This window comes from Streptomyces sp. NPDC096205 (assembly GCF_044763135.1).
Taxonomy (GTDB): domain Bacteria; phylum Actinomycetota; class Actinomycetes; order Streptomycetales; family Streptomycetaceae; genus Streptomyces.
This window is the reverse complement of record NZ_JBIWFS010000013.1, coordinates 61,505-84,386: the sequence shown is the minus strand read 5'-3', so window position 1 is coordinate 84,386 and position 22,882 is coordinate 61,505. Positions and strand designations below refer to the sequence as shown.

Here is a 22,882-nt window from a genome sequence, read left to right as displayed (position 1 = left end):
CCTGCCCTCTTTCTGGCCCTTCGTTTCGGTGTTGGGGGGGGGCGGGGGGGGGGCGGGGCCCCCCCCCACCCCCCCCCCCCCCCCCCCGCCGCCCCCGCCCCCCCCCCCCCCCCCCCCCCCCCCCCCCCCCGGGGGCGGGGGCCGCCGCCGTCGTACCGCACGCTCAAGCTCCTCATGATCGAAACGCTAGCCGACCTTGGCCGTGTCGCTGCGCGCGTCGTCATGCGACTGCCGTGGATGGACGCGGTCGCTGGAGTCCAGCTGCCAGGGCACGCTGGTGACCATCACCCCACGCTGGAACAGCAGCCGTGCCTTCAGCCGCAGCGCGGACTGGTTGTGCAACAGCTGTTCCCACCAGTGGCCGACCACGTACTCGGGGATGTAGACGGCGATCAGGTCCTGGGGATGCTCTTGGTGCAGGCGGGCGATGTACTCCAGCACCGAGCCGGTGATGTCGCGGTACGGGGAGGCCATCACGGTCAGCGGCACCGGAATCTGGCGCTCTTGCCACTCGGTGCGCAGCGCGTTGGCCTCCTCGTCGCTGATCTTGGCGGTGAGCGCGGTCAGCGTGTCGGGGCGGGTGGCGCGGGCATAGCCCAGGGCCCGCAAGGTGGGCTGGTGCAGTTGGGAGACCAGCACGACCGCGTGGATACGGCTGGGCAGCGTGATGCCGCCCGGCTGCGGGCGCAGCTCGCGGGCCACCCGGTCGTAGTGGCGGCGGATGCCGCGCATCATCGCGTACAGCACCGGCATGGCGATCACCACGAGGTAGGCGCCGTGGCTGAACTTGGTGACCAGGACCACGACCAGCACCAGCGCGGTCAGGCACGCGCCTACCGCATTGATTGCCCGCGAGCGGTGGATTCGCCGGCGCTGTCCCCGGTCCCGCAGGCTGGCCAGTTCACGGTTCCAGTGCCTGACCATGCCCACTTGGGAGAGGGTGAAGGAGGTGAAGACGCCCAGGATGTAGAGCTGGATCAGACGGGTCACCGACCCGTCGTACGCGTAGATCAGGGTTCCGGCGACCACGGCCAGGATGATGATGCCGTTGGAGAATGCCAGCCGGTCACCGCGGGTGTGCAGCTGGCGCGGCAGATAGCGGTGCTCGGCCAGGATTGCCGCCAGCAGCGGAAAGCCGTTGAAGGCGGTGTTGGCCGCGAGGATCAGGATCAGCGCTGTCGCGGCCTGGATGTAGAAGAACATCACCGTGTCCGTGCCCCCGAACACGGCTGCGGCGAGCTGGGCGATCACGGTGCGCTGGGTTCCGGTCGCACAGTTGCCGGGGAAACCGACCAGCTGGCAGGCATCCTCGACATAGCGGACATCCGCGATCATGGCCAGCGCCGTGATCCCGGCGAACATCGTGATCGACAGGCCGCCCATCACCGCCATCGTGGTGGCCGCGTTCCGTGCTTTGGGCGGCCTGAACGCCGGCACCCCATTGGAGATCGCCTCCGCTCCGGTCAGCGCCGTGCAGCCGGAGGAGAACGCGCGCAGCGCCAGCAGCACCAGCGCCATCCCGGTCAGCCCCAGATTTCCGGACGCGGCGTGCACCTGCCACCCAGCGCTCTCGGCCACCGGCGCATGACCGAACGCGGTCTGCAGCAGCCCGATGACGACCATCGCCAGCACACCCGCGATGAACAGATAGGTCGGAACCGCGAAAAGCCGCCCCGACTCGCGCACCCCGCGCAGGTTCATCGCGGTCAGCAGCGCCACAAAGCCCAGGTTCACGACAACCCGGTAGGGGCCCAGGTCCGGTACCGCGGAAATGATGTTGTCCACGCCGGCCGCCACCGACACGGCCACCGTCATCACGTAGTCCACCATCAGCGCCGACGCCACAACCAGCCCCGCCCATGGGCCCAGATTGCGCGAGGCGACCTCATACGAGCCACCGCCGGAGGGATAGGCCTGCACCACCTGCCGGTAGGACAGCACCACCACCGCCAGCAGCACCACCACCGCGGCCGCCACCCACGGCGCCAGATACAGATAAGTCAGCCCGCCCAGCGTCAGCACCAGCAGGATCTCCTGAGTCGCATACGCCACCGACGACAACGGGTCACTGGCAAAGACGGGCAGGGCGATCCGCTTGGGCAGCATCTGCTCACCCAGACGGTCACTACTCAGCGGGCGGCCCACGATCAGCCGCTTGAACGATATCGACACAACCAGCAGCCAACGCGCCCGTCCGGGCAGCACCCGAATCTTCGCGCCTTCTTAACGCCACCATCAGCGATCTTCACGCCGTCTTGGCGTGACCACCTGTCGACAGCACCCAACCGCGCGAGCAAAGAGACAGTCATTCACCGTCGGGCGCATCCTGGTCGCGCAGCGGGAGCAGTCCGCCGGGCAGGTAGAGCTCGGACAGGTCGCGCACGGTCCTGGGCACCGCGCACTGTGGCGCGGCGAATACCCCTACTCCGGGAAGGGGTCGCGCAGCGCGCCGGCGCGGTCAGACGGTGGAGGCGCGTGCGGTCGGCACCCGCGTGACGGCAGGATCGCAGCGTCGTTGGACGGTGTGATCCCCGAGCCGGGCCCCAGGGACGTCATGGCTGGTCCCTAAGAATGGTTGGCGGTCCGGGAGGACCGGGTGTGGCTGATGGCTGACTGCCGTTTATGGCTCCCGGGGAATGGCCGCCCGGTCCTCCGGGACGCTCCGACCACTGATTGAGAACTGCGGTCATCGCTGGTTAGGGGCCTGTCGGCGGAGTGTTCCTCGGACCATGGAGTGCTGGTTACGAGGGACACGGAGCGACGGGCTTGAGCACGTCTGACAAGCGGATATGGGTCGGCATTGATGCTGGCAAGGGGCACCACTGGGCAGTCGCGGTCAACGCCGACGGCGAGACACTGTTCTCGACGAAGGTGATCAACGACGAGGCCCAAATCCTCACCCTTATCGATACGGCCCGCGAACGAGCCGACGAAGTGCGGTGGGCGGTGGACATCTCCGGCCGGCCTCCACCCCTGCTCCTGGCCCTGCTGATCGCCCATGGTCAGCAGGTCGTCTATGTCCCCGGCCGGACGGTCAACCGCATGTCCGGCGCCTACCGCGGCGAGGGCAAGACCGACGCCAAGGACGCCCGGGTCATAGCCGACCAGGCCCGGATGCGCCGGGACTTCACCCCACTGAGCACGCCGCCCGAGCTGGTCTCCACCCTCCAGGTGCTGACCAACTACCGGGCCGACCTGATCGCCGACCGGGTGCGGTTGATCAACCAGCTCCGCGACCTGCTCGTGGGCATCTGCCCCGCCTTGGAGCGGGCCTTCGACTACTCCGCGGCCAAGGGCCCTCTCGTCATGCTGACCGAGTACCAAACCCCGGCCGCTCTCCTCGACTACGCCCGGCCCGGCGACATCGTCCACATCTCCGAGATGTTCCGCCTCGTACGCGGCACCGGGCACATCCTCGACGTGCTCGACGTCCTCCACCGCGACCAGGTCGCGCTGCGCATCCACGACGGCGCGTTCTCCGCGATGGACCTCACCGCCCGCCACCCGCGCACCGGGGAACTGCTCTGCTGTCCACCGTGAAGTTCGTGGTGCAGACCCTCGCCGCCGCCGGCGAACTCCAGCGCGACCTCACTTACGACGGACTGCGCGCTGCCGAGGCCAAGGGCGACAAGGGCGGACGACGCCCCGCTGTCCCGGCCGCCAAGACCGCCGACGTACGCGCCGCGTACCTGGAGGGCCGCTCTATCGCCGCCCTCGCCAGTGACTACAGCGTCAGCCGCGGCGCGATCCGCACGGCCGTCGCCGACCTCATGCCCAGCCACACCACCATCGAGCAGGAGGGAGGTCCTGGCCCCGAAGCTGCCAGTCACCCTCGACATGCCGGGCAAGGTCGCCGACTTCCTCCGCGCTGTCGACCTGGAACCCGCCGAGCGGGCCGCGCTCGACCAGGGCGTCACCGTGCGGCGCGGCCGGGGCTACACCCTGCGCGTCACCGCCGCCCCCGCCATCCACTGCCAGCTCTTTGCCCGCTGCCAGCCCCTCGACGGCACCCCGGACACCCCAGTGATCCCGGCACAGCGAAAGGCGCGCCGCGAGTACGAGAACCGGGTCCGCACTCTCGAACCGATCGGACCATGATCGTTCTCACCGATAACCGCTGTACCGATGTTCCCCGACGCCGGGGAACGCCGCCATGCCGAAGGAGCTCAAGGCGATGCTCGATGCTCGGCGGCGCCCAGAAGGCGGCCGGAGGTGTTCAGGACCCCCTGGGCAAGGCCACCAAGCCCTTCGGCGTGTGGGAAGCGGAGACGCCGGAGGTCATCATGCAGGGCGGCGGCGCCGTGGTCGTCCTCAAGTTTGCCGTTAACGCCATCGCAGGCATCTTCAGTGGCGGTGGCGGTGGAGGCCAGCAGCAGGCCCCGCAGCGAGCGCCAGTGGCCCCGGCTCTGAGCAGTCAGTACCCCACCTGTACTTCCACGTGGTCCCGCGCTCGTCGGACGACGCGTTCTCCACCTGGCCCACCCAGCGGTCCCGTCACCAGATCACCGATGACCCTGTCACGCAGCTCGCCAACACCATGGCTGCCACTCACGCCCGGTGACCTCACCCCAGAAGTTGAGCCAGAACCCGTTCTCGTTTAAACAAAGCCACGCGGCATAGGGTCAAACACCAGGCTCCCCGTACACCGCTCCCTCCCGCGTCAACGCGCTGGAGGGAGCAGCTTCGTCGTGCATGCGGATTTCCGGGCCGAGAGGTCAGGACAAGGCTTAGACCTGGAGGCCCTGGACGAAGCCGATGACGTCCTTGACGGTCTTCAGGTTGCGGAGCTCGTCATCCGGAACCTCGACACCGTACTTGTCCTTGGCGGTCACTGCGATCTCCACCATCGACAGCGAGTCGATGTCGAGATCGTCCACGAAGCGCTTCTCAGGCGTGACCTCGGCGGCAGGGATGCCGACGATCTCCTCAATGATCTCACCGAGTCCATACAAGATCTCTTGTTCGGTCACCGCTGCCATCGTCCACTTCCTCCATCTTTGGGTCGAATCAGTCGGAAGAATCACGACCCTAACTGCGAAGCATGGATCACGTATGTCATGCAAAGCAGCGTTTTGGGCCAGAACTCACCCTTCTCCACCCGGCCAGAGGGCGACCCGCTCGCGTTCACCGCGCAGGAAATCATGAGGTCCGTATCCGGGCGGTAATGCCTCGCGGGGGGATAGGCGTGTTGCGGGCCTGGCGGGCCGCTCAGGAGGCGTGGCGGAAGACGGTGGCCGGCCCGATGACGGCGGGGCCGTACTTGTCGCGGACGCGGTCCATCGCCTGCTGCGCGAGCAGCCTCGCTTCACGGGTGTCGTCGAAGCTGATCTGTCGGGCGGCCCGGCTCGCGTCGATGAGGTCGTCGCCGCGCAGGGTGAGGCCGGTGAGGCGTCCGCGTTGCAGGCCGGCGGCGGGTGAGCCGGCCGGACGGCGCCGACTACGACGCTCCGCACTTGGCCAGCGCGGTTCGCGCCAGCCCACGCAGCCAGGCGTGGGCGTGGTCGGTGTCGTAGCGCTGATGCCATGACAGGTATATCGGTGCCGACGGCAGTTCGAGCGGGAGGGGGAGCACGACCAGGCCGAGGTCGGCGACCGCTGACCTCGTGGTGGCCTCGGGGGCGCTGATCAGGAGATCGGAGCCGCGCGCGAACTCCAGCGCGGCCGCTTCCGTGGGCGCGGTCGCCACCACGCGGCGGGTGAGGCCGAGCCGCGCGAGGGCGTCGTCGATGGCATTGCTGAGGTTTCCACGTCGCGAGACGGTGACGTGCTCAGCGGCGGCGTACCGCTGTGCGGTGACGGTCCTGACGCGGGTGAGGGGGTGCCCCTGCCTTGCGACGATGACGAGGCGGGTCTCGCCCACGTTCTCGGCACGGATGTCCGGTGCGCTCGGGCGGTTGGCGTTCGCCTCCAGGTCGACCTCGCCGCGCCGCAACTCGGGTGTGTCAGTGCTCGATTCCGCGACGAAGCGCAGTCGCACGCCCGGCGCCTGCCCGCGCACGGCCGCGAGCAGCGCGGGGCCGCTCAAGGCGACCAGGGAATCGTGCCAGCGGAGTGTGAATGTGCGCTCCAACGTTGCCAGATCGATTTCACGGCTCGGTGCCAGCACCCCTTGGACCTGGTGCAACAGCTCATGCACCTGTTCCCGGACGGCGATCGCATACGGCGTCGGGGTCATCGTGCGGCCGGTGCGCACCAGGATCTGATCCCCGGTCGTGCGCCTGATCCGGCCCAGACTCCGGCTCATCGCGGGGGCGGTGACATGCAGGCGCGCCGCCGCCCCGGTCACGCTGCCCTCCTCCAGCAGCGCGTCGAGCGCGGTGAGCAGATTCAAATCCAATTGCATGTGAGTAAACCTAGCCGTGCCTGACATGCATTTGAAGTTAATTGCGGGGGTGCATACCGTTGAGGCGAAAGCGCAGGAAACAACGCGCAGTTCGGCCCTCGATCGGCCTCAGCACCCCTCCTCAGACGGGAACACCACCATGTCCGAAACGCTCCAGACCACTGACGTCGCCATCTCGGACGCCGACCTGCTCTCCCAGACCGCTATCGCCGTGCGTGAGGCGGGTTCGGCACTGCGCGAACGCTTCGGCGAGGTGGCCCGCTACCAGACCCGCGAAGAGCTGATGCACGCGCTCGCCGTCAATGACGACACGGCCCTCGACATCCTGCGCCCCCGCCTCACGCGACTGCGCCCGGACGCCGGCTGGGTGGAGGACGAACTGGACGGCGGGGCGCTGCCGCCCGGCGAATGGTGGGTCGTGGATCCGGCCGAGGGCAACGTCAACCACCTGCACGCCCTGCCGGAGTGGGCGGTGACCGCCACCCTCGTGCGTGAGAACCAGCCGGTGCTCACCGTGGTGCACCTGCCGTTGACCGGCGAGACCTACACCGCGCTGACCGGCGCGGGCGCCCTCCTCGACGGCCGGCCGCTGCACGTCTCCCAGACCGCGGACCTCGGCCTGAGCATCGTGGCCACCAGCCAGGCCCGGCCGGACGAGGACGAAAAGGTCGTGCGACGCGTCGGCTCCTCGATCACCGCGATGCTCTTCGACGCGCTCGTCGTCCGCGTCGCCGTGCCCGCGACCCTGCACCTGCTGAACGTGGCCGCCGGCCGCATCGACGCCTTCTGGCAGTTCGCCGGCGCCCGCGCGGACCTGCTTCCCGGAGCGCTGCTCGTCACCGAGGCCGGCGGACGGATCTCCGACGCCGAAGGTCGCCCCTGGACCCCACAGAGCCAGAGCTTCCTGGCTGCCGCGCCCGGCGTCCACGCCGAGGCCGTATCCACGCTCTCGCGCTGACCGCGCACCACAACCTCCACGCACGGAAGGACCAGATCATCATGACCACGATCGCAGTTCTCGGAAACGGCCGCGTCGGCGGCAACCTGGCCGCAGCCCTCGCCCGGGCAGGACACGAAGTGACCGTGGCGGACCGCACGCCGGGCGTCGCCGCCGACGCCGCCCGGACCGCCCGGATCGTCATCAACGCCACTCCGGGTGCCGGCTCGCTGGACCGGCTCGCCGCTCTGCGCGAAGAACTCCGGGACAAGATCCTCGTCGACGTCTCCAACGCCACCACCGACGGACCGGACGGACTGCCCGCCGATCTGATCTACCCCGGCTCGAGCCTCGCCGAACAACTCCAGGAAGCGCTCCCCGAAACGCGTGTCGTCAAGACACTCAACACCATGCTCTTCCCGGTGATGACCTCGCCGGCCACGCTCCCCCAGACTCCGACCGCGTTCCTCTCCGGCGAGGACCTGCAGGCCAAGCAGACCGTCCGCGAACTGCTCACCGACCTCGGCTGGCAAAAGGAATGGATCACCGACCTCGGCGGGGTCCAGACCGCCCGCGCCACAGAGGCCGCGATCCTGTTCGTACCGCACGTCATACGGTCCGCCGGATTCACACCCTTCGCGATCTCAATCGCCCGCTGACTGTCGAGCTGCGCTGGCTGGAGGTAGCCGGAGACGGCGCGTGGCATGGATGGTTTCGCACTGTGATCCAGGCACGCCTGCCCGGCAGATAGGGCTGCTCGCGCCCCTTGAGCACCACACCCTCGATACCGACCGCTCCCCAGGAAGGGTCCAGCCACTCCCGCGCCTGTTCCCGGTCCTCGGTGGCCGGGCACAAGGTGAACGGGGCAGCCAGAACGTCGTCGGCGAAGAGACTCTCCAGGACGGCCCGCCGTTCACGGTAGGGGCGGCGCATATGTTCCTGGCCCTCACTCTCCAGAACGTCGAAGGCGATCAGGTAGGCGGGGTGGTCGGCGGCCGCCTGCACGGCGCTGCGTCCGCGGCGGCGGGCCCGGTGCTGCAGCCGGCCGAAGTCGAGCCCGCCATCCCCCGGCACGACAAGTTGCGAACGGCGGCGACCAGGTCCTCGTGGTTCTCGAGGTCGATGTCCAAGGCGTATCCGACGGGCCCGCACAGCTCGTGGACGATGCGGCGGCGCTCAACTTCTGGCAGTCGGATCTTGTGGTCCGTGCGCGCGGCGAGCCGGTCGGCTTCGTAGCCCCAGCCGCGCCGCAGGCAGGCCGCCGACCATCAGCGTGTTCGTGCGCATCTCGCCGCATCACTTGGTCGTTGCTCTGCATGACGGCCTCGGGCGAGGTGGGCAACTGACTGAAGGGACTGCTGTGATGATGCGCCTGACTGATAGCCATTACCGGCAGCACGTCGTGCCCTACTACAAGGCGTGGGAGTCACGCTTTGGGTATGCGGCGCTGCTTGGCCGCACGCGTCACTTCGGCTGGTATGAGCCAGGCCACAATGCCTGGAAGTTCGCTGCAGCCATGCGGCGCATGGAGCTCGTCGTGGTGCGGAAGCTGGCCCTGCAGGCAGGGGCGTCGGTGCTTGATGCCGGGTGCGGGGCTGGCGACGTGGCACGCACGGTGGCACGAGCAGGCTCAGTGCACGTCACCGGGATCGACGGGATCGGATCGGATATTGCCCGTGCACGGCAGCGGTCGGCGCGGGCCGGTGAGCCGGGTAGGCGCACGCGTTTCCTGGCGGGCGACTATCACGCCCTGCCGTTCGCCGATGCCTCCTTCGACGGCGTCTACACGATGGAGTCCTTCGTCCATTCTCCCGAACCCGCTCAAGGGCTTGCCGAGTTCTTCCGCGTCCTGCGCCCCGGCGGGAGGCTGGTGATGTCGGAGTATTCGAGCACGCCACAGGACCAGTTGACGCCGCGGGCGCGGTCCGCATTGCTGCGGGTCTGTGCGCTGTCCGCCATGCCGGGCATGCTCACGATGACCCACGGACGCCTGGAAGAGCTTCTCCAGCAGGCCGGTTTCGTCGTCGAATCGGTCTATGACGCGACGGAGAAGATCCTGCCGATGTTGCGGTGCTTTTCAAGGCTGGGGCAACTGCCCTATGCGCTCGCGCGCGGGGTGGGCCGCGGCGACTATCTGGTCAACGCGATGGGAGGGGTGGAGATGTACCGGCACCAGGAGGCGTGGCGGTACGGCATGTGCGTGGCCGCCAAGCCCCGATGATGGGACCTGGGAGTCGGCGGTGGGGCGGCCGCTCCACCTGCAGGGCCCTGGCTCTCGGACAGATCGTCGCGGCCTGCCGTCCCCGCTAAGCCGAACCTGTTTGGTCTGCCTGCCCGGACGTCTCGCGGCACGCCGACCTCACGTTCCGGCATGTCGTGTTGCTGTGATGGTTATTGCCAGCACCAGGGCGGGCAGTCGCCGAACGTGCGGCTCTCGGCTGCGCATATTCCAGGCCCGGATCACAGCGAGCTGAGGCGGCGCGGGCGGATCGGTGACCGGTCGCCGCAACTGGATTCCTTCACAGCTCCGGGCAGAGCACGCTTTGACTGACTACCCGCGCAACCCGTGCTGATCACTGACATCGATCTGTGCTGCCGAGCCGGCTCCGTTACTGGTCTTCTGCGGGTGTGAGGGCGAAGACGCGGACGTGGCGGCGGCTGTGTCGGACGTAGTCGTCGAAGACGGGCATGACCTTGAGGATGCGGTGTCGGGCCTCGTCCTGCTGGCGGGGTGTGAGCAGGCGGGCGTGGACGGGGATGGATCTGCCCTTCCAGTCGATAACGGCATGTGGGTTGCGCAGCGATTGGAAGCGGGAGCGCACTGACCTGGGGGTTCGCAGGAAGAATTGTGCTGACCTGGGAAAACTACTCTCCGTAGTTCTCACGGGTCCACGCCGTTTCCCAGGCTCATGTGCCCTGGATGTGCCCTGGAGTCGACTGGGTCCGAGCTGATGGGGGACCGATCACTTGCTCCTGCTGCGCAGCAGAAGCGCTCCGCACAGACCGCCGAGCACGAACATGATGAGGAGCGCCAGATAGAGCGGCATGGTGACGACGGGGATCAGCAGGCGGATCCTGACCTCCCGCGTGTTCTCGGCGATGACGATGATCGCGAGAGCGGCCAGTACCAGCATGGTGATGCGGGACGAGGTCAGTCGTGGGGATCGACCCGTTCTCGTCTGCCTGTCAGTGCGGGTGCGGTCGGACGGGGCCCGGACGTCTTCTCCACTCATGACTTCAGGATGAGTGGGGATCGTGGGGGGTCTCTGTGTGGGCAGGGCCGTTGGAGTGACGCTCGGTCGGCCTCTCGTACTGCTTCCAGTACCGGCGCAGCGGCGGCTCCTCCGCGAGGACGGCGCCGATCGTCACCGCGAAGGTGATGGCAGCGCACACGACGATCAGCCAGGACAGCAGGGTGAGGACCAGACCGAGGGAGCCGTAGTCGCCGAGGGCGCGGTTGAGGGCCGTGGGGACGTAGAGCCGGGCGGTCAGAGCGAGGACACTGGTGGCCGCTGCGGCCAGCAGCGCGCCGGGCAGCAGCGGCAGCCAGGGGACGCGGCCGGCCAGCAGCAGGTGCTGCGTCCACAGCCAGACTCCCGTGCTGACGAGGAAGAGCAGGGGGCCGCCCAGCCACAGCCCGGCGCCGAAGCCCTCTCGCACGGGCCCCTGCAACAGCACGACCATCACCAGGGCGAGCAGCCAGACCACCCAGCGCCATGCCGCGATCCGGGCTCCGGCCTTCGGAAGCCGCCAGGCCCGCTCGCACACCCGGGTCATGGCGCGGCTGAAACTGGTCGCGGAGATGACGGCCACCACCAGCCCGATGGCGCCGGTGGTCTCGCGCAGGCTGTCGTTGGAGGACTTTCCGAGGACCTGGTTCAGTTCCAGGTCGGCCTGTCCGGTCAGGCCGAACATGACACGCAGAGACTCCCGTAGCTGGTCGCGGACGCCGTGCGGGGTGAACGCGGCGACCGCGAACAGCAGCGGGACAGCGGCCAGGAAGGCTTGCGCGGCGAGCCGGGTGCCCGCGTCCAGGAGGTTCGCCGACATCAGCCGGTTCATCAGTTCGCTCAGCACAGGGAAGCGCTCTTCGGTGCGGGCGCGCAGGTCGTTCAGCCGCGCCGCCCAGACAGCCCTGCGGCCGCTCACAGGTGTGCCGTTCGTCGTGCGGCCGTCCGCCGGTGCCCCGTCGTCGGTCGGGCTGTCGTGTCCTCGCAGTCCCGTCACGGCGTCATCCCGCCCAGCCCCTGACCGTCCGGTCGGGAGGCCACCCGGCTCAGCAGGGCGTCGGGCAACCCCGTAGAGGACAAGCGCTCCAAGGCCGCAAGGCGCTCAGCTACAGGTTCTTTGCGGTCCTCGGAGGCGGCCGTCACCAGCCGCTCGAGCAGGGCGCGCAGACGTCGCACGATCTGCGGTTCGCCGTATCCGTACAGGATCGTCTCGTCGAGGGCGAGGGAGACCAGGTCCGGCCAGTGCGGTGCGGGGCACGACACCCGTCGGCGGCCCTTCCGGTCGAGCAGCCAGGTGCTGCCGAGCGGCCGGTCCGCCAACCGGAGCAGGCCGTCCTCGATCTGGTCCAGCGCCTGGACCGCCGTGGTGGGGTCGTTGACCGCGGGGGACAGAGACCGCACCGCGATGTCGGCGAGGAGCCGGAAGCCGTACGCCGTGTCCTGCTCCACGGTGCGGCTCGGGCCGAACCGCACGCAGCGGAACACGCGCCGAGCCAATCCGGGACCGAGGGTGATCTCGGGCGCGCCCGGGATGGAGGCGCCGGATTCGGCGGCCTCGATCCGCGCGACCGTCGTGCCGAAGCCGACGAAGTCGCCGATCGCCACCAGAAGCCGGACGCGGACGCCGTACCGCGCAGCGAGCCGGGTCATACGCGGCTCGTCGACGGCGTAGACGACCGCAGGCCGGCCGTGATGCAGGAGCGGCAGCCCCGCGCCGCCGTCGAGTCCCTCAGGACGGGGCGCGCACGGCCTTGCTGCGGCCGGGTAGCTCTGGTCGATGACGGTGCGCAGCCGGTCGCCGACGGCCCGGGCCAAGCCGCCCCCGGTGACGGCGTGCCGCAGTGAGGCGAGTAGATACAGCACCGTCACGGCGTCGACCAGGACGAGACCGACCGCAACGGTCACGCTCATCCGGGGCACGCTCTCGCCGCGGACGTGGCTCAGCGTCACCAGCGCGTACAGGGCCGTGCCGATGAGCAGGCCGAAGAGCACCAGGTACCGGCTGAAGTGGCCGAGGGCCGCGACCAACCGCGGAGACATCGTCTGCACCGTCTGGACGACCAGCGTGATCGCCGTGACGACGAATCCGGCAAGAGTGATCATGCCGCCGGCGATTGCGGCGAGGGTGGCCTGGGCCGTGGAAGAGTCAAAGCTGAGCCCGGCGGCGGGCACGTGTCGTTCCCACAGCGGCAGCGCCCAGCCCAGCAGCGCGCCTCCTGCCACCAGCAGCAGCGCGACGCCGTGGCTTCGGGTCCGCCGGGCTCGCTGGCTGCCGCGGCTGTGTTGGGGCGACCGAGCCCGCACAGGGGGCGTGGTCATGGGCGGGGGTGGCCGGCCTGGAGGGAGTCCTGTGTACGCATTGCCCTCCTCGGTGCGGAAGAACTCGGGACTAACGAGTCTCCGACGCTCCGGGCGTAACAGCGAGTCGCTGTCCCCTGTCGGGGACGGCGCACGCACTCCCGCGCGCTCCCGACCCTCCCAGCGCTCACACCGCCATCCCTCGTACGGCGTACGTCTGGTCGTGGCGTAGCACCTCCCGGGTGAAGGTGGCACTGGCTGGCAGGCCACCCTGCCACGGGCTACCGCGTCGTCAGCGAGGGAGATCAGCATGCCTCAACCCCCCGAGGGAAGGCCCGCGGAGCACGGTATCGCGGCGGCGAACCAGGCGGTGCGGCAGCGGTTCGCCTTCGACGACGAGCAGGATCTGCGGGACGCGCGGCGCGGTTTCATGGGGACGGCGTCGGAAAGTGTCATCCGGGACGCCGAGGGGCGCTCGGTATGGGACCTGGAGGCGTACGGCTTCCTCGCCCAAGACTGCCCCGACACCGCCAACCCGAGCCTGTGGCGGCAGAGCCGGCTCTGCTCCGACCACGGCCTGTTCGAGGTGACCGACGGCATCTACCAGGTCCGCGGCTTCGACCTGTCGAATATGACCCTCGTCGAGGGCGAGCGCGGAGTCTTCGTGATCGACCCGCTGCTGTGCGCCGAGACCGCCGCCGCGGGCCTCGCCCTGTACCGGGCCCACCGCGGTGACCGTCCGGTGACCGGCGTGCTGTACACCCACAGTCACGCCGACCACTTCGGCGGCGTACGTGGCGTCATCGCCGACGAGGACGTCGAGCGCGGCATCCCGGTCCTCGCCCCGCAGGGTTTCCTTGAGCATGCCGTCAGCGAGAACGTCTACGCGGGTACGGCGATGAGCCGCCGCGCCGCCTACATGTATGGCGCCGCCCTCCCCAAGGGCGAGCGCGGCCAGATCGGCGCGGGGCTCGGGCAGACCGTCTCCACCGGCGCGGTCACCCTGATCCCGCCGACCGCCCACATCACCCGCACCGGGCAGACCGAGACGGTCGACGGTATCCGGATGGTCTTCCAGCTCACCCCCGGCACCGAGGCACCGGCCGAACTCAACCTCCACTTCCCCGACCGCCGGGCCCTGTGCATGGCGGAGAACGCCACCCACAACCTGCACAACCTGCTGACACTGCGGGGCGCCCAGGTCCGCGACCCCCGCGTGTGGGCCCGCTATCTCACTGAGGCAATCGACCTGTTCACGGACTCCACCGAGGTCGCGTTCGCCTCCCACCACTGGCCGGTATGGGGCCGCGACCGGGTCGTCGGTTTCCTGTCCGAACAGCGCGACCTGTACGCCTACCTGCACGACCAGACCCTGCGCATGCTCAACGAGGGCCTGACCGCCCTGGAGATCGCCGAGCGGATCGAGATGCCCCCGGCGCTGGAACGCGCCTGGCACACCCACGGCTACTACGGCTCCGTCAGCCACAACACCAAAGCCGTCTACCAGCGTTACCTCGGCTGGTTCGACGGCAACCCGGCCCACCTGTGGGAGCACCCTCCCGTCGAATCGGCCAAGCGGTACGTCGAGTTCATGGGTGACGCCGAGGAAGTCCTGCGCCGGGCCCGGCAGTCGTATGCCGACGGCGACTTCCGCTGGGTCGCCCAGGTCGTCAACCACGTCGTCTTCGCCGACCCGGACAACGCCGAGGCCCGCGCCCTGCAGGCCGACGCCCTCGAACAACTCGGATACGGCAGCGAGAACGGAACCTGGCGCAACTTCTACCTGATGGGCGCCCTGGAGCTGCGCCAGGGCCCGGTCGGCACGCCGACCCAGACGGTCTCCCCCGACCTGCTCGGCGCGCTGACCCTGGAGCAGCTCTTCGAAGCGCTCGCCATCCGAGTCGACGGGCCGCGCGCCTGGGACGCCGACATCACGGTGCGCTGGAACCTGACCGACGGCGAGCCCGTCACGCTGCGCCTGCGCAACGGTGTGTTGACCCACGTCACCGGCGACGGGCCCGCAGCGCCCGACCCGGACGTGGAGATCACCCTCAGCGAGGCCGACCTGAGGGCCGTGCTGCTCGGCACCACCGCCCCCGCCGACCTCGCGGCCCGGGACGACGTCAAGGTCACCGGCGACGCCGGCCGGCTCGCCGAACTGCTGGGCTACCTCGGCGCACCGGACCCGGACTTCGCCGTCGTCACCCCGTGATCCCGTCGGCGCGGTGCTGAGGAGGGGCCGTGTTCCATCAAGTTGTCCGGTGCGCGGCGCCGGTCGCGATGGACACGGCTCAAACCGGCAACCGGCGCCAGGTCCGTGCCCGAGGGGCGCGGCCCTGGCGCCGGCATGAGGGCGAAGGCGATCAGCGGAACGGGACCTGTGGCGCATCCGACCACCGACGCAGCCCCCGGTCTAATCCGCGAAGACCTCGCGCAGCTTCGACTCCTGCTCGCCATCCAGGTTCGACTGGATGAGCTGCGCGTGACCCCCCGGGAACGCTTCTTTGACGCGGTCGACGACGGCGTCCTGGGACAGCAGGAACAGCGCCGAAGTGCCCGGAGTTACCTTTGTCTTGACCGAGTCGATGAAGTCGTCGTCGATCCCGACGTCTGCCATCTTGCCGCCGAGCGCGCCCGCAGCGGCGCCGACGGCGGCACCGAAGAGCGGCATCAGGAAGATCAGTCCGAAGAGCATGCCCCAGAACATGCCCGACAGCGCGCCCGCGCCCGTCAGGTCGTGCAGCTGCCGGGTCTTCGGCTTCTTCGCGTCCTCCGGCCAGGAAGCGACCGCCGCGTCCAGGACCTTGATCAGCTCCTGCGTCTGAAGCTGGAGCAGGGTGCTTTCGGCGGCCTCCGCTCCCTCGGGCGTGTCGAACTTCCAGACGGTCAGGGTGGCCATGGGCGTCCTCCGATGACGTCGTAGCCGGTATGAGTGCCCTTCAGTAAACGCGCCGAGTGCATTCCGTGCATCTCGGTGACTTCAGCAATGAAAGTGATCGAACTTCGCAAACGGCCTACCCCTGCTCGCGCTCCGGCCTCCCTCGCGGTGCGCTGGGCATGCAGGCGCCGATTCGACGAGGAGGCGGCGGGTGGGTCGCCGACGCGGTCAAGGCCGTTTCTCGCTGCTGGTCTTCCCGGCGGCCAGGGCGGTGAGCAAACCCCGTCCTCGACGTCCGTCCGACGGGAGGAGAACGCAATGGCACGAGTCGACGCCGATGCGGCCCCGGCGGATGGCCGGCACTCTGTTCATCGAGCGGGGCCTGCGCAGCCCGAGCTCGACCCGGTTCTGGGGGCTGCTTGTGCTGGCCGCCGTCATCGCCAGCGCCGGTGTGGTCGGTGACTCCACGGCCACGGTGATCGGCGCGATGATCGTCGCCCCGCTGATGACGCCGATCCTCGGCTCCGCCCTGGCCCTCGTCCTGGCGCGGCGCCGCCAGGTCGTGCGGTGCGTCCTGCTGGTGCTGGGCGGCGCGCTGGCCGTGGTGGCGATCGGCATGCTGCTCGGCTGGATCGTCTCCCCGCCGGACGCCTTCGCCTCCAACAGCCAGGTGTCCTCGCGCATCAGCCCCCGCCTGGTCGATCTGCTCGCCGCACTGGCCACTGGCACCGTCGGAGCCTTCGCCCTGGTCCGGGCCGACATCTCCGACACGCTGCCCGGCGTCGCCATCGCCATCTCCCTGGTGCCACCCCTCGCCGTCACCGGAATGCTCCTCACAGTGCACCGCTACCACGACGCCGGGCAGTCGGCCCTGCTGTTCGCGACCAACGTGGCCGCGATCGTCGCCACCGGCACGATGGTCTTCCTCTGCTACGGCGTCCGGGCGGGCGCGGAGGAGGCCGGCATGAGCGTCGGGCGCTTCCGCGGAAGCACGCTGGCCGCGGTCGTGTGCGTGGTCCTGCTCGTCGCTGCTCCCCTCACCGCGGGCACCATCGGCGTCGCCCACGACCGATCGCTGGCCGCCGACGCCCGACCGGTGGCCGAGGACTGGGCGGCCACCGGCAAGTGGCAGATCGCCTCCGTCGAGGCCCGCAACGGCATCGTCGTGATCGGCGTCCTCGGCCTGCCGCCGCAACCCGCGCCGACGGCGCTGCGCGCCGCTCTGGACGCGCACGGCATGGGCGACGCCGACCTCGAACTCCATCTGGTCGGCGGTCGCACCCACTGGTGTCCCGCGGACACACGCACGTGCACCGTGAAGGAGAGCGGGCGCAGTTGAGGAAGCAGGGCTTTGCGTCGCGTCGATGCCGCCAGGGCCGCCAGGAGCCGTCTGCACGAGGCCATACAGCGTCGGCGACCTGCGGAAAGCAACGGAACCAGCCTGCCCGGACCGGTCCACCGCGTCACCCGATCGGTCTAGCGCCTGTAGCCGGATCGCTCCGCAGAACCGAGGGTCGAAACAGCCGAACGAGCGTCGCGGGCACCGTCCGCAGCACGAGAACGGAGCGCCACCATGACCGCACAGCCGCACTCGGGAGCCCCCTCCGGCAGCTACGGCCCCGCTCCGACCCGGAACAGCCCCTGGGCCACCGGCGGCGCCACCTTCGCGGGAGTGCTGTTGCTGCTGAACGGCATCCTGGCCATCTTCCAGGGCATATCCGCGATCGCCGAGGACGACGTCTACGCTCACATCGACGACTACGTCTACAAGATCAACCTCACCGGCTGGGGCTGGATCCTCCTGATCCTCGGCGTGATCGCCGCCCTCGCCGGCGTGGGCATCCTCTCCGGCGCCACCTGGGCCCGCGCGGTCGGCATCCTGCTCGCTTCCCTCAGCCTGCTGGCCCAGTTCCTCTTCCTGCCGTACGCGCCCGTGTGGTCCGTGATCACGATGGCCATCGACGTGTTCGTCATCTGGTCCCTCGCCACCTACCGGCCGGCGGCGGCGAGCCCCTGATGCGCCGATACCCGCCCATCGCCGACCACGGCATGGTCGGCGACCTCCAGACGGCCGCCCTCGTCTCCTCCGAGGGCGTCGTCGACTGGTTCTGCGCACCGCGCTTCGACTCACCGAGCCTCTTCGCCGCGCTCCTCGACCACGAGCGCGGCGGCCACTTCGCGATCACCGTGGACGGCGCGGACGTGACCACGCGCCAGTTGTACCTCGCCGACACTGCGGTCCTGATCACCCGGTTCCTCACCCCGGACGGGGTCGGCGAGGTGGTCGACTTCATGCCCGTGGACCGCCCGGAGACGGCCACGGACCGCCACCGGCTGGTGAGGGCGATGCGGGCGACGCGCGGCCGTATCCGCTTCTCGCTCACCTGCCGTCCCCGCTTCGACTACGCCCGCGCCGGCCATCGCCTGACCCTCCAGGACGGCACTGCCCGCTTCACCGGCCCGGGCATCGACGTCCACCTCCAGACCGCAGGTGCGGTGGTGCTGGAACGCGACCACGAGGACGTCCGGGCTGCCATCGATCTGGAACAGGGACAACTGGCGGCCGCTGTCCTGACGGTGTGCGCCGCGGGCGGCGAGCCGCCCCCACCGCCCACGCCGGACAGCGTCCGCGCCGAGTTCGAGGAGACCTGCGCCTTCTGGTACGGCTGGACCCGCCGCAGCCGCTACCGGGGCCGCTGGCAGGAGACGGTCAACCGGTCCGCGATCACGCTGAAGCTGCTGACCTACGCCCCGACGGGCGCGCCCGTTGCCGCCGCGACGACGGGACTGCCCGAGCAACTCGGCGGCGAACGCAACTGGGACTACCGCTACACCTGGGTCCGGGACGCCTCCCTCTCCCTGCACGCCCTGTTCGGGCTCGGCTTCGCCGAGGAGGCCCACGCTTTCCGCCGCTGGATCGGTGACCGCCTGCGCGAGCGCCACACGGTCACCGGTGAACCCCTCCAGATCATGTACCGCGTGGACGGCGACCCCCGCCTGACCGAGGAGACCCTCGACCATTTGGAGGGCTACCATGGCTCGGCCCCCATCCGCGTCGGCAACGGAGCCGCCGACCAGCTGCAGCTCGACATCTACGGCGAGGCGGTCCACGCCCTCACCCACACCGACGACCTGTCCCACCACATGGGCTACGACGGCTGGCGCGCCCTGCGCGACGTACTCGACTGGCTGGTGAAGAACTGGGACCGCCCCGACGAGGGCATCTGGGAGACCCGCGGCGGCCGGCAGGACTTCACCTACAGCCGCCTGATGTGCTGGACAGCCTTCGACCGAGGCATCCGCGTCGCCCGCGACCTGGCCCGCCCTGCCGACCTGACCGCCTGGACCCAGGCCCGCGACACCATCCTCGCCCAGGTGATGGAGCGCGGCTGGAGCGAGCGGCGCAAAGCGTTCGTCCAGCACTACGGCAGCGACGTCCTGGACGCCTCGCTGCTGTTGATGCCGGCGGTCGGCTTCGTCACCCCGCGCGATCCCCGCTGGCTGTCCACGCTCGACGCCATGGACACCGAACTGGTCTCCGACAGCCTGGTTTACCGCTACGACCCGGCCGCCTCGCCCGACGGACTGCGCGGCGGCGAGGGCACCTTCTCCCTGTGCAGCTTCCTGTACGTCGACGCCCTCGCCCGCGCCGGCCGCCTCGACCAGGCTCGTTACGCCTTCGACAAGATGCTCACCTACGCCAACCACGTCGGCCTATTTGCGGAGGAGATCGGCCCCACGGGAGAACAGTTGGGCAACTTCCCTCAGGCTTTCACCCACCTTGCTCTGATCACTGCTGCCCTCGCTCTGGACGAGGAGCTGGGCCGGGCAGAACGGTGATCCGGAACGCTGCAGGAGCCAGCTGCACGTGATCAGTGCGGGACCGTAAAACGATATTCAGAGCTTGAGCCGGCTGACCGTGACGCGCTGGCCTTTCAGCAGGGGCAGGTTGCGCACGTGAAACGCGTGCGCTCCTGTGACACTGGCCATCTCGCCCAGGATGTGCGGCATCGCGGAGAGGTAGGCCGCTGTGGAGGTCACGATGTACAGCAACCCCTCCGCGTCCGGTTGACGGTGGCCGATCCAGTGAAGGCCAGTCTCGATGAGCGCATCCCGCTCATTGCGATTCGAGAGCTGGTTACGGTCCTGGGTCATGATCGCGTCGAAGCCACGGTCGCTGACGGCGTGTATCAGCTCCGTGTCCATCAGCCCGGACAGCCCCTCGTCGTGGGCAGTGCGAAATTCGTGGCCAAAGAAAACGGCGCTCCAGGCGGCGACTGCCTCATCGGCGCGGGCCTGGGCGGCGAGGCTGTCGCCGAGGTCGGCGTAGGTGAGGGCGTGGACGCGCTTGTACTTCACGGGGTCCCAGCGGATGAGCGCGTCACGGTGCTGTTGCTCGGTTCCAACGTGATCGGCGAGGTCGGTGAGCGTGCGAGCCGTGTGGCTGGCGACGGTGCCGGCGGCCGGTCCGCTGACGGGGGAGAAGCTGGGCTGGGGGCCGTCGTCGCGGAGCAGAGCGTCTTCGGCTGCCAGCAGGGCGCGGGCCGCGGCGGGTTTCTCATTGACTGCGGCGAAGGCGCGAGCGCGGGTGATGTGGAGCAGGGCCTCGGTCGCCCGTCTACGCGGCCGAGTCCACGGCTGAGGGCACCTTCGACCAGGTCGACGCAGTGGTGGGGCTGTTTGAGGCTGAGGGCCTGGTGTGCGAGGGCGCGCACCATCCAGGCGGCGTGACCGTGCGGATCGGCTTCGCAGGCGAGCTGGTAGCCGACCTGGTAGTAGCGCTGGGCGGCGCTTATCTGTAGCTGTCAAGTCTTTACCCTGGCAGAGCGCCAGAAGGACTTAAGGGATGTTAGGCACGTTCCCGTCCGAGATTGGTGGGCGGCTGCCCCCGCTCATGTTGAGGATCGCAGTTGTGGAGGCAGCCAGTTGTGGCTCAGTGGAGTACTTGGACAACGCGCTGCTTGAGGCGCTCGTCGCTGATGGTGTCGATGTCGCGCCAGGCGGCGTCGGAGACCTCTTCGGTCTGGAGTTCGCCGATGTCGGCGGTGGTGCGGAAGAGGAAGGGGAAGTCGAAGTGCTGGTGGGCGGGCTCGTCCTTGGCGGGGTTGGCGTCGATGGGGTGGATGTCGATGTGGAGCGGGATCTCGCCGTGCGGGGTCACGACGTGGGGCGGGATGCCGGTCTCCTCGGCGAGTTCGCGGCCCGCGGCCTGCAGGAGCGTGTTGTCCGAGGGCTCCAGATGACCACCAGGCAGCAGCCACTTCTGGGTTGCGTTGTGGAGAATGTGCAGGATGCGGCCGTCGGGGCCGACGAGGATCGCGCCGGCGGTGACGTGGCCGGGGAGGGTTTTGCGGCTGGTGAGGTCGTCGCCGTCGTCCAGGAGGCCGAGGACGACGCCGAGCTCGCGCTTGTCCTCGGGGTGCTCGTCGAGGTAGGTGGCGATGGTGGTGCGGATGTGGTCTGCCGTGATGGTCATGGTGATCACCTGTTGACGCGGGTGGTGCCGGGGTGGCGGCGGCGGACGGGGCCGCTGCGGGAGACGGAGTGGTGGGCGGTGCGGGGCTTGCGGACCAGCAGCAGCCGCGAGCCGGCCGCCTCGATCCGTCGCCCGCGTTCAGCGGCTATGGCCTTCGGCCCCAGATGCGACATGGCCGGGGCGATCACGCCATAGACGTCCGGCAGCGCGAGCACGTCCAGCAGTCCGGTGAACGCCGCCGAGGCTGGCCCGGCGGAGACGTCGCGGTCGGTGAAGACGCCGGACAGTTGCAGCTCATGGCTGCGGCAGTACTGGGCGAGCGAGGCAACCAGTGCGTCCTGCCGCGCTTGGGAGACCCGCACCAGCCGCAGGAAGCCGTAAACAACCGGGCCGCTGACCGGGCGATGCTCTGTGAGGGGTCCATGCTCAGGACCGTCCAAAAGGCTAGACAAGTGGTGACGTCTTGAGCGTGGCGTCCGGCCAACTCGCGGCCAATCACGGGCCGTTCTACTTCCGTTCCACTTCCGTCCCGCCGCCTGCACGGATCTGCTTCGATGACCGGTGGAAGGGAGTGACGCGTGGCGACCGTGCACCACTGGACCGGCACGGAGGCCAAGGCCCTGCGGCTCGCGCTGCGATTGAGCGTGCGGGCCTTCGCCCAGCAACTCGGCCTGGCCGTCGCGACCGTGTCCAAGTGGGAGTCCAAGCTCGCCGACACCCAACCCAGACCCGACACCCAGGCCATCCTCGACACCGCCCTCGGCCGTGCGGACGCCGCCGTCCACCTGCGGTTCGAAACGCTCCTGTCCGAGATGACCAGCCCGCTGACCACTGCCCGGCGGCGTGTCACCGCCTCCGGCCCCCGGGCCTGGGAGTACGAATCCTGGGCCGACGACCTCGACCGCGTCGTAGTCGCCCTGTCCCGGCAGAACTTCGCCTTCGCCGACAGCCTCCTCACCCGGTGGCTCGGCCGGTTCAAGACCCCCGAGCTGGACGAGAAGAGCCTGTATCTCTTCGCCCGCTCCACCGCCCTGCTCGGCGACCTGAGGCGCGACCAGGGCGTCGTCCTGGGCCCGCTGTCCGCCCAGCGCTCCTATGCCGGTGCCCGCGCGGTCTTCACCCAGCTCGACATCCCCCGCCGCGTCGCCCAGCTCGACCTGTCCCTGGCCGTGATCACCGAGATGTCCGGGAAGCTGGAGACCGCCGCCCGCAACTACGAAACCCTCGCCGTCGACGACCGGCTCTCCCGCCGCGACCGGGCCAGGGCCCGGTTGTGGGTGGGGACTGCGCTGAGCAAGGACGGCCAGCACGACTATGCGACCCGCGTCATGCAGGCCGCGACCCGCGACTTCGAAGACCTCACCGAACCGGACGACTGGTCGGTGGCCCACCAGAAACTCGCCCTCGCCCGCCGCGGCGCCGGCGACCTCACTCAGGCCCTGCACTTCATCGACATCGCCCGCATCAGTGGGACGACCGAATCACCGATGCAACGCGTGCGCCTGGACACCGCTCATGGCCACATCCTGCTCTCCGACACGGCGACCCGGGATGATGGACACCTCGTCCTCGACCAAGCCGCCCAGGTGGCCGCGCAGTTCGGACTCGTGCACCAACTGCGCAGTATTGAGGGCATCAAGGCCATGAGCGAGGGGCCGACCGGCCCCCGGCAACGGTGACCAGGGAGAACGCGTGAGCAACGACCATCAGGACCACCGAG

General features: G+C 69.4%; 20 protein-coding genes and 2 pseudogenes. 10 read left to right on the top strand and 12 right to left on the bottom strand.

Going from position 1 to position 22,882, the window contains the following annotated elements; all coding sequences use genetic code 11:
• Positions 1-186 precede the first annotated feature (186 nt).
• Positions 187-2,172, bottom strand: coding sequence for an APC family permease (locus tag ACIQ6Y_RS37535; RefSeq protein ID WP_404046848.1), 1,986 nt, complete (start codon positions 2,170-2,172; stop codon positions 187-189).
• A gap of 594 nt (positions 2,173-2,766) precedes the next feature.
• Here ACIQ6Y_RS37535 and ACIQ6Y_RS37530 point away from each other — a divergent pair.
• Positions 2,767-3,339: pseudogene (locus ACIQ6Y_RS37530) on the top strand (IS110 family transposase); the annotation flags it as partial.
• Positions 3,340-3,837: 498 nt separating this feature from the next.
• Positions 3,838-4,098, top strand: coding sequence for a hypothetical protein (locus tag ACIQ6Y_RS37525; protein WP_404046846.1), 261 nt, complete (start codon positions 3,838-3,840; stop codon positions 4,096-4,098).
• Between the two features lie 629 nt (positions 4,099-4,727).
• On the opposite strand, the gene ACIQ6Y_RS37520 is transcribed toward ACIQ6Y_RS37525, so the two are convergent.
• The 3 genes from ACIQ6Y_RS37520 to ACIQ6Y_RS37510 form a co-directional block, all read right to left on the bottom strand.
• Positions 4,728-4,979: an acyl carrier protein gene (locus ACIQ6Y_RS37520; RefSeq protein ID WP_404046843.1), complete on the bottom strand. Its 252-nt coding sequence runs from the start codon at positions 4,977-4,979 to the stop codon at positions 4,728-4,730.
• Positions 4,980-5,208: 229 nt separating this feature from the next.
• Complete coding sequence (locus ACIQ6Y_RS37515) at positions 5,209-5,481, bottom strand: hypothetical protein (RefSeq protein WP_404046841.1); 273 nt, start codon at positions 5,479-5,481, stop codon at positions 5,209-5,211.
• Positions 5,438-6,343, bottom strand: a complete 906-nt coding sequence (locus tag ACIQ6Y_RS37510; RefSeq protein WP_404047010.1) for a LysR family transcriptional regulator — start codon at positions 6,341-6,343, stop codon at positions 5,438-5,440. Before ACIQ6Y_RS37510 ends, ACIQ6Y_RS37515 begins: the two co-directional genes overlap by 44 nt.
• A gap of 139 nt (positions 6,344-6,482) precedes the next feature.
• Between ACIQ6Y_RS37510 and ACIQ6Y_RS37505 the strand changes: the two genes are divergently transcribed.
• Together ACIQ6Y_RS37505 and ACIQ6Y_RS37500 are read left to right on the top strand one after the other, a co-directional pair.
• Complete coding sequence (locus tag ACIQ6Y_RS37505; RefSeq protein WP_404046839.1) at positions 6,483-7,301, top strand: inositol monophosphatase family protein; 819 nt, start codon at positions 6,483-6,485, stop codon at positions 7,299-7,301.
• A 41-nt stretch (positions 7,302-7,342) separates the two neighbouring features.
• Positions 7,343-7,939 (top strand): NADPH-dependent F420 reductase, encoded by a 597-nt coding sequence (locus ACIQ6Y_RS37500; RefSeq protein WP_404046837.1) that lies wholly within the window; start codon positions 7,343-7,345, stop codon positions 7,937-7,939.
• Here ACIQ6Y_RS37500 and ACIQ6Y_RS37495 read toward each other — a convergent pair.
• Entirely contained in the window at positions 7,908-8,354 is a 447-nt protein-coding gene (locus ACIQ6Y_RS37495) for a hypothetical protein (protein ID WP_404046835.1), read from the bottom strand. The genes ACIQ6Y_RS37500 and ACIQ6Y_RS37495 overlap by 32 nt on opposite strands.
• Positions 8,355-8,553: 199 nt before the next feature.
• Between ACIQ6Y_RS37495 and ACIQ6Y_RS37490 the strand changes: the two genes are divergently transcribed.
• Positions 8,554-9,501: a class I SAM-dependent methyltransferase gene (locus ACIQ6Y_RS37490; protein ID WP_404046833.1), complete on the top strand. Its 948-nt coding sequence runs from the start codon at positions 8,554-8,556 to the stop codon at positions 9,499-9,501.
• A 742-nt stretch (positions 9,502-10,243) separates the two neighbouring features.
• Here the strand turns inward: ACIQ6Y_RS37490 and ACIQ6Y_RS37485 are convergent.
• The 3 genes from ACIQ6Y_RS37485 to ACIQ6Y_RS37475 all read right to left on the bottom strand — a co-directional run bounded on the left by ACIQ6Y_RS37485 (position 10,244) and on the right by ACIQ6Y_RS37475 (position 12,829).
• Complete coding sequence (locus ACIQ6Y_RS37485; RefSeq protein WP_404046830.1) at positions 10,244-10,414, bottom strand: lipopolysaccharide assembly protein LapA domain-containing protein; 171 nt, start codon at positions 10,412-10,414, stop codon at positions 10,244-10,246.
• Between the two features lie 103 nt (positions 10,415-10,517).
• The gene (locus tag ACIQ6Y_RS37480; RefSeq protein WP_404046827.1) at positions 10,518-11,507 is read right to left on the bottom strand and encodes a YhjD/YihY/BrkB family envelope integrity protein; all 990 of its coding nucleotides are present in this window, start codon (positions 11,505-11,507) and stop codon (positions 10,518-10,520) included.
• Positions 11,504-12,829 (bottom strand): DUF2254 family protein, encoded by a 1,326-nt coding sequence (locus ACIQ6Y_RS37475; protein WP_404046824.1) that lies wholly within the window; start codon positions 12,827-12,829, stop codon positions 11,504-11,506. The genes ACIQ6Y_RS37480 and ACIQ6Y_RS37475 overlap by 4 nt, the downstream gene beginning before the upstream one ends.
• A gap of 289 nt (positions 12,830-13,118) precedes the next feature.
• Between ACIQ6Y_RS37475 and ACIQ6Y_RS37470 the strand changes: the two genes are divergently transcribed.
• Positions 13,119-15,020 carry an alkyl/aryl-sulfatase gene (locus ACIQ6Y_RS37470; protein WP_404046822.1) on the top strand — a complete coding sequence of 634 codons (1,902 nt, stop codon included), beginning with the start codon at positions 13,119-13,121 and terminating at the stop codon, positions 15,018-15,020.
• A gap of 201 nt (positions 15,021-15,221) precedes the next feature.
• On the opposite strand, the gene ACIQ6Y_RS37465 is transcribed toward ACIQ6Y_RS37470, so the two are convergent.
• Entirely contained in the window at positions 15,222-15,707 is a 486-nt protein-coding gene (locus tag ACIQ6Y_RS37465; protein WP_404046819.1) for a DUF1269 domain-containing protein, read from the bottom strand.
• 331 nt (positions 15,708-16,038) lie between these two features.
• Between ACIQ6Y_RS37465 and ACIQ6Y_RS37460 the strand changes: the two genes are divergently transcribed.
• The 3 genes from ACIQ6Y_RS37460 (at position 16,039) to ACIQ6Y_RS37450 (ending at position 19,526) form a co-directional block, all read left to right on the top strand.
• Complete coding sequence (locus ACIQ6Y_RS37460; protein ID WP_404046816.1) at positions 16,039-17,025, top strand: DUF389 domain-containing protein; 987 nt, start codon at positions 16,039-16,041, stop codon at positions 17,023-17,025.
• A 234-nt stretch (positions 17,026-17,259) separates the two neighbouring features.
• Positions 17,260-17,703: a hypothetical protein gene (locus tag ACIQ6Y_RS37455; protein ID WP_404046813.1), complete on the top strand. Its 444-nt coding sequence runs from the start codon at positions 17,260-17,262 to the stop codon at positions 17,701-17,703.
• Positions 17,703-19,526: a glycoside hydrolase family 15 protein gene (locus tag ACIQ6Y_RS37450; protein WP_404046811.1), complete on the top strand. Its 1,824-nt coding sequence runs from the start codon at positions 17,703-17,705 to the stop codon at positions 19,524-19,526. Before ACIQ6Y_RS37455 ends, ACIQ6Y_RS37450 begins: the two co-directional genes overlap by 1 nt.
• Before the next feature lie 423 nt (positions 19,527-19,949).
• Here the strand turns inward: ACIQ6Y_RS37450 and ACIQ6Y_RS37445 are convergent.
• The 3 genes and pseudogenes from ACIQ6Y_RS37445 to ACIQ6Y_RS37435 all read right to left on the bottom strand — a co-directional run.
• Positions 19,950-20,485 (bottom strand): annotated as a pseudogene (locus ACIQ6Y_RS37445) (tetratricopeptide repeat protein); the annotation flags it as partial.
• A 134-nt stretch (positions 20,486-20,619) separates the two neighbouring features.
• Entirely contained in the window at positions 20,620-21,162 is a 543-nt protein-coding gene (locus tag ACIQ6Y_RS37440) for an NUDIX hydrolase (protein ID WP_404046808.1), read from the bottom strand.
• A gap of 5 nt (positions 21,163-21,167) precedes the next feature.
• Positions 21,168-21,524, bottom strand: a complete 357-nt coding sequence (locus ACIQ6Y_RS37435) for a hypothetical protein (protein WP_404046805.1) — start codon at positions 21,522-21,524, stop codon at positions 21,168-21,170.
• 216 nt (positions 21,525-21,740) lie between these two features.
• Here ACIQ6Y_RS37435 and ACIQ6Y_RS37430 point away from each other — a divergent pair, with 216 nt between their 5' ends.
• On the top strand, positions 21,741-22,841 hold the full coding sequence (locus tag ACIQ6Y_RS37430) for a helix-turn-helix domain-containing protein (protein ID WP_404046802.1): 1,101 nt from the start codon (positions 21,741-21,743) through the stop codon (positions 22,839-22,841).
• Positions 22,842-22,882 lie beyond the last annotated feature (41 nt).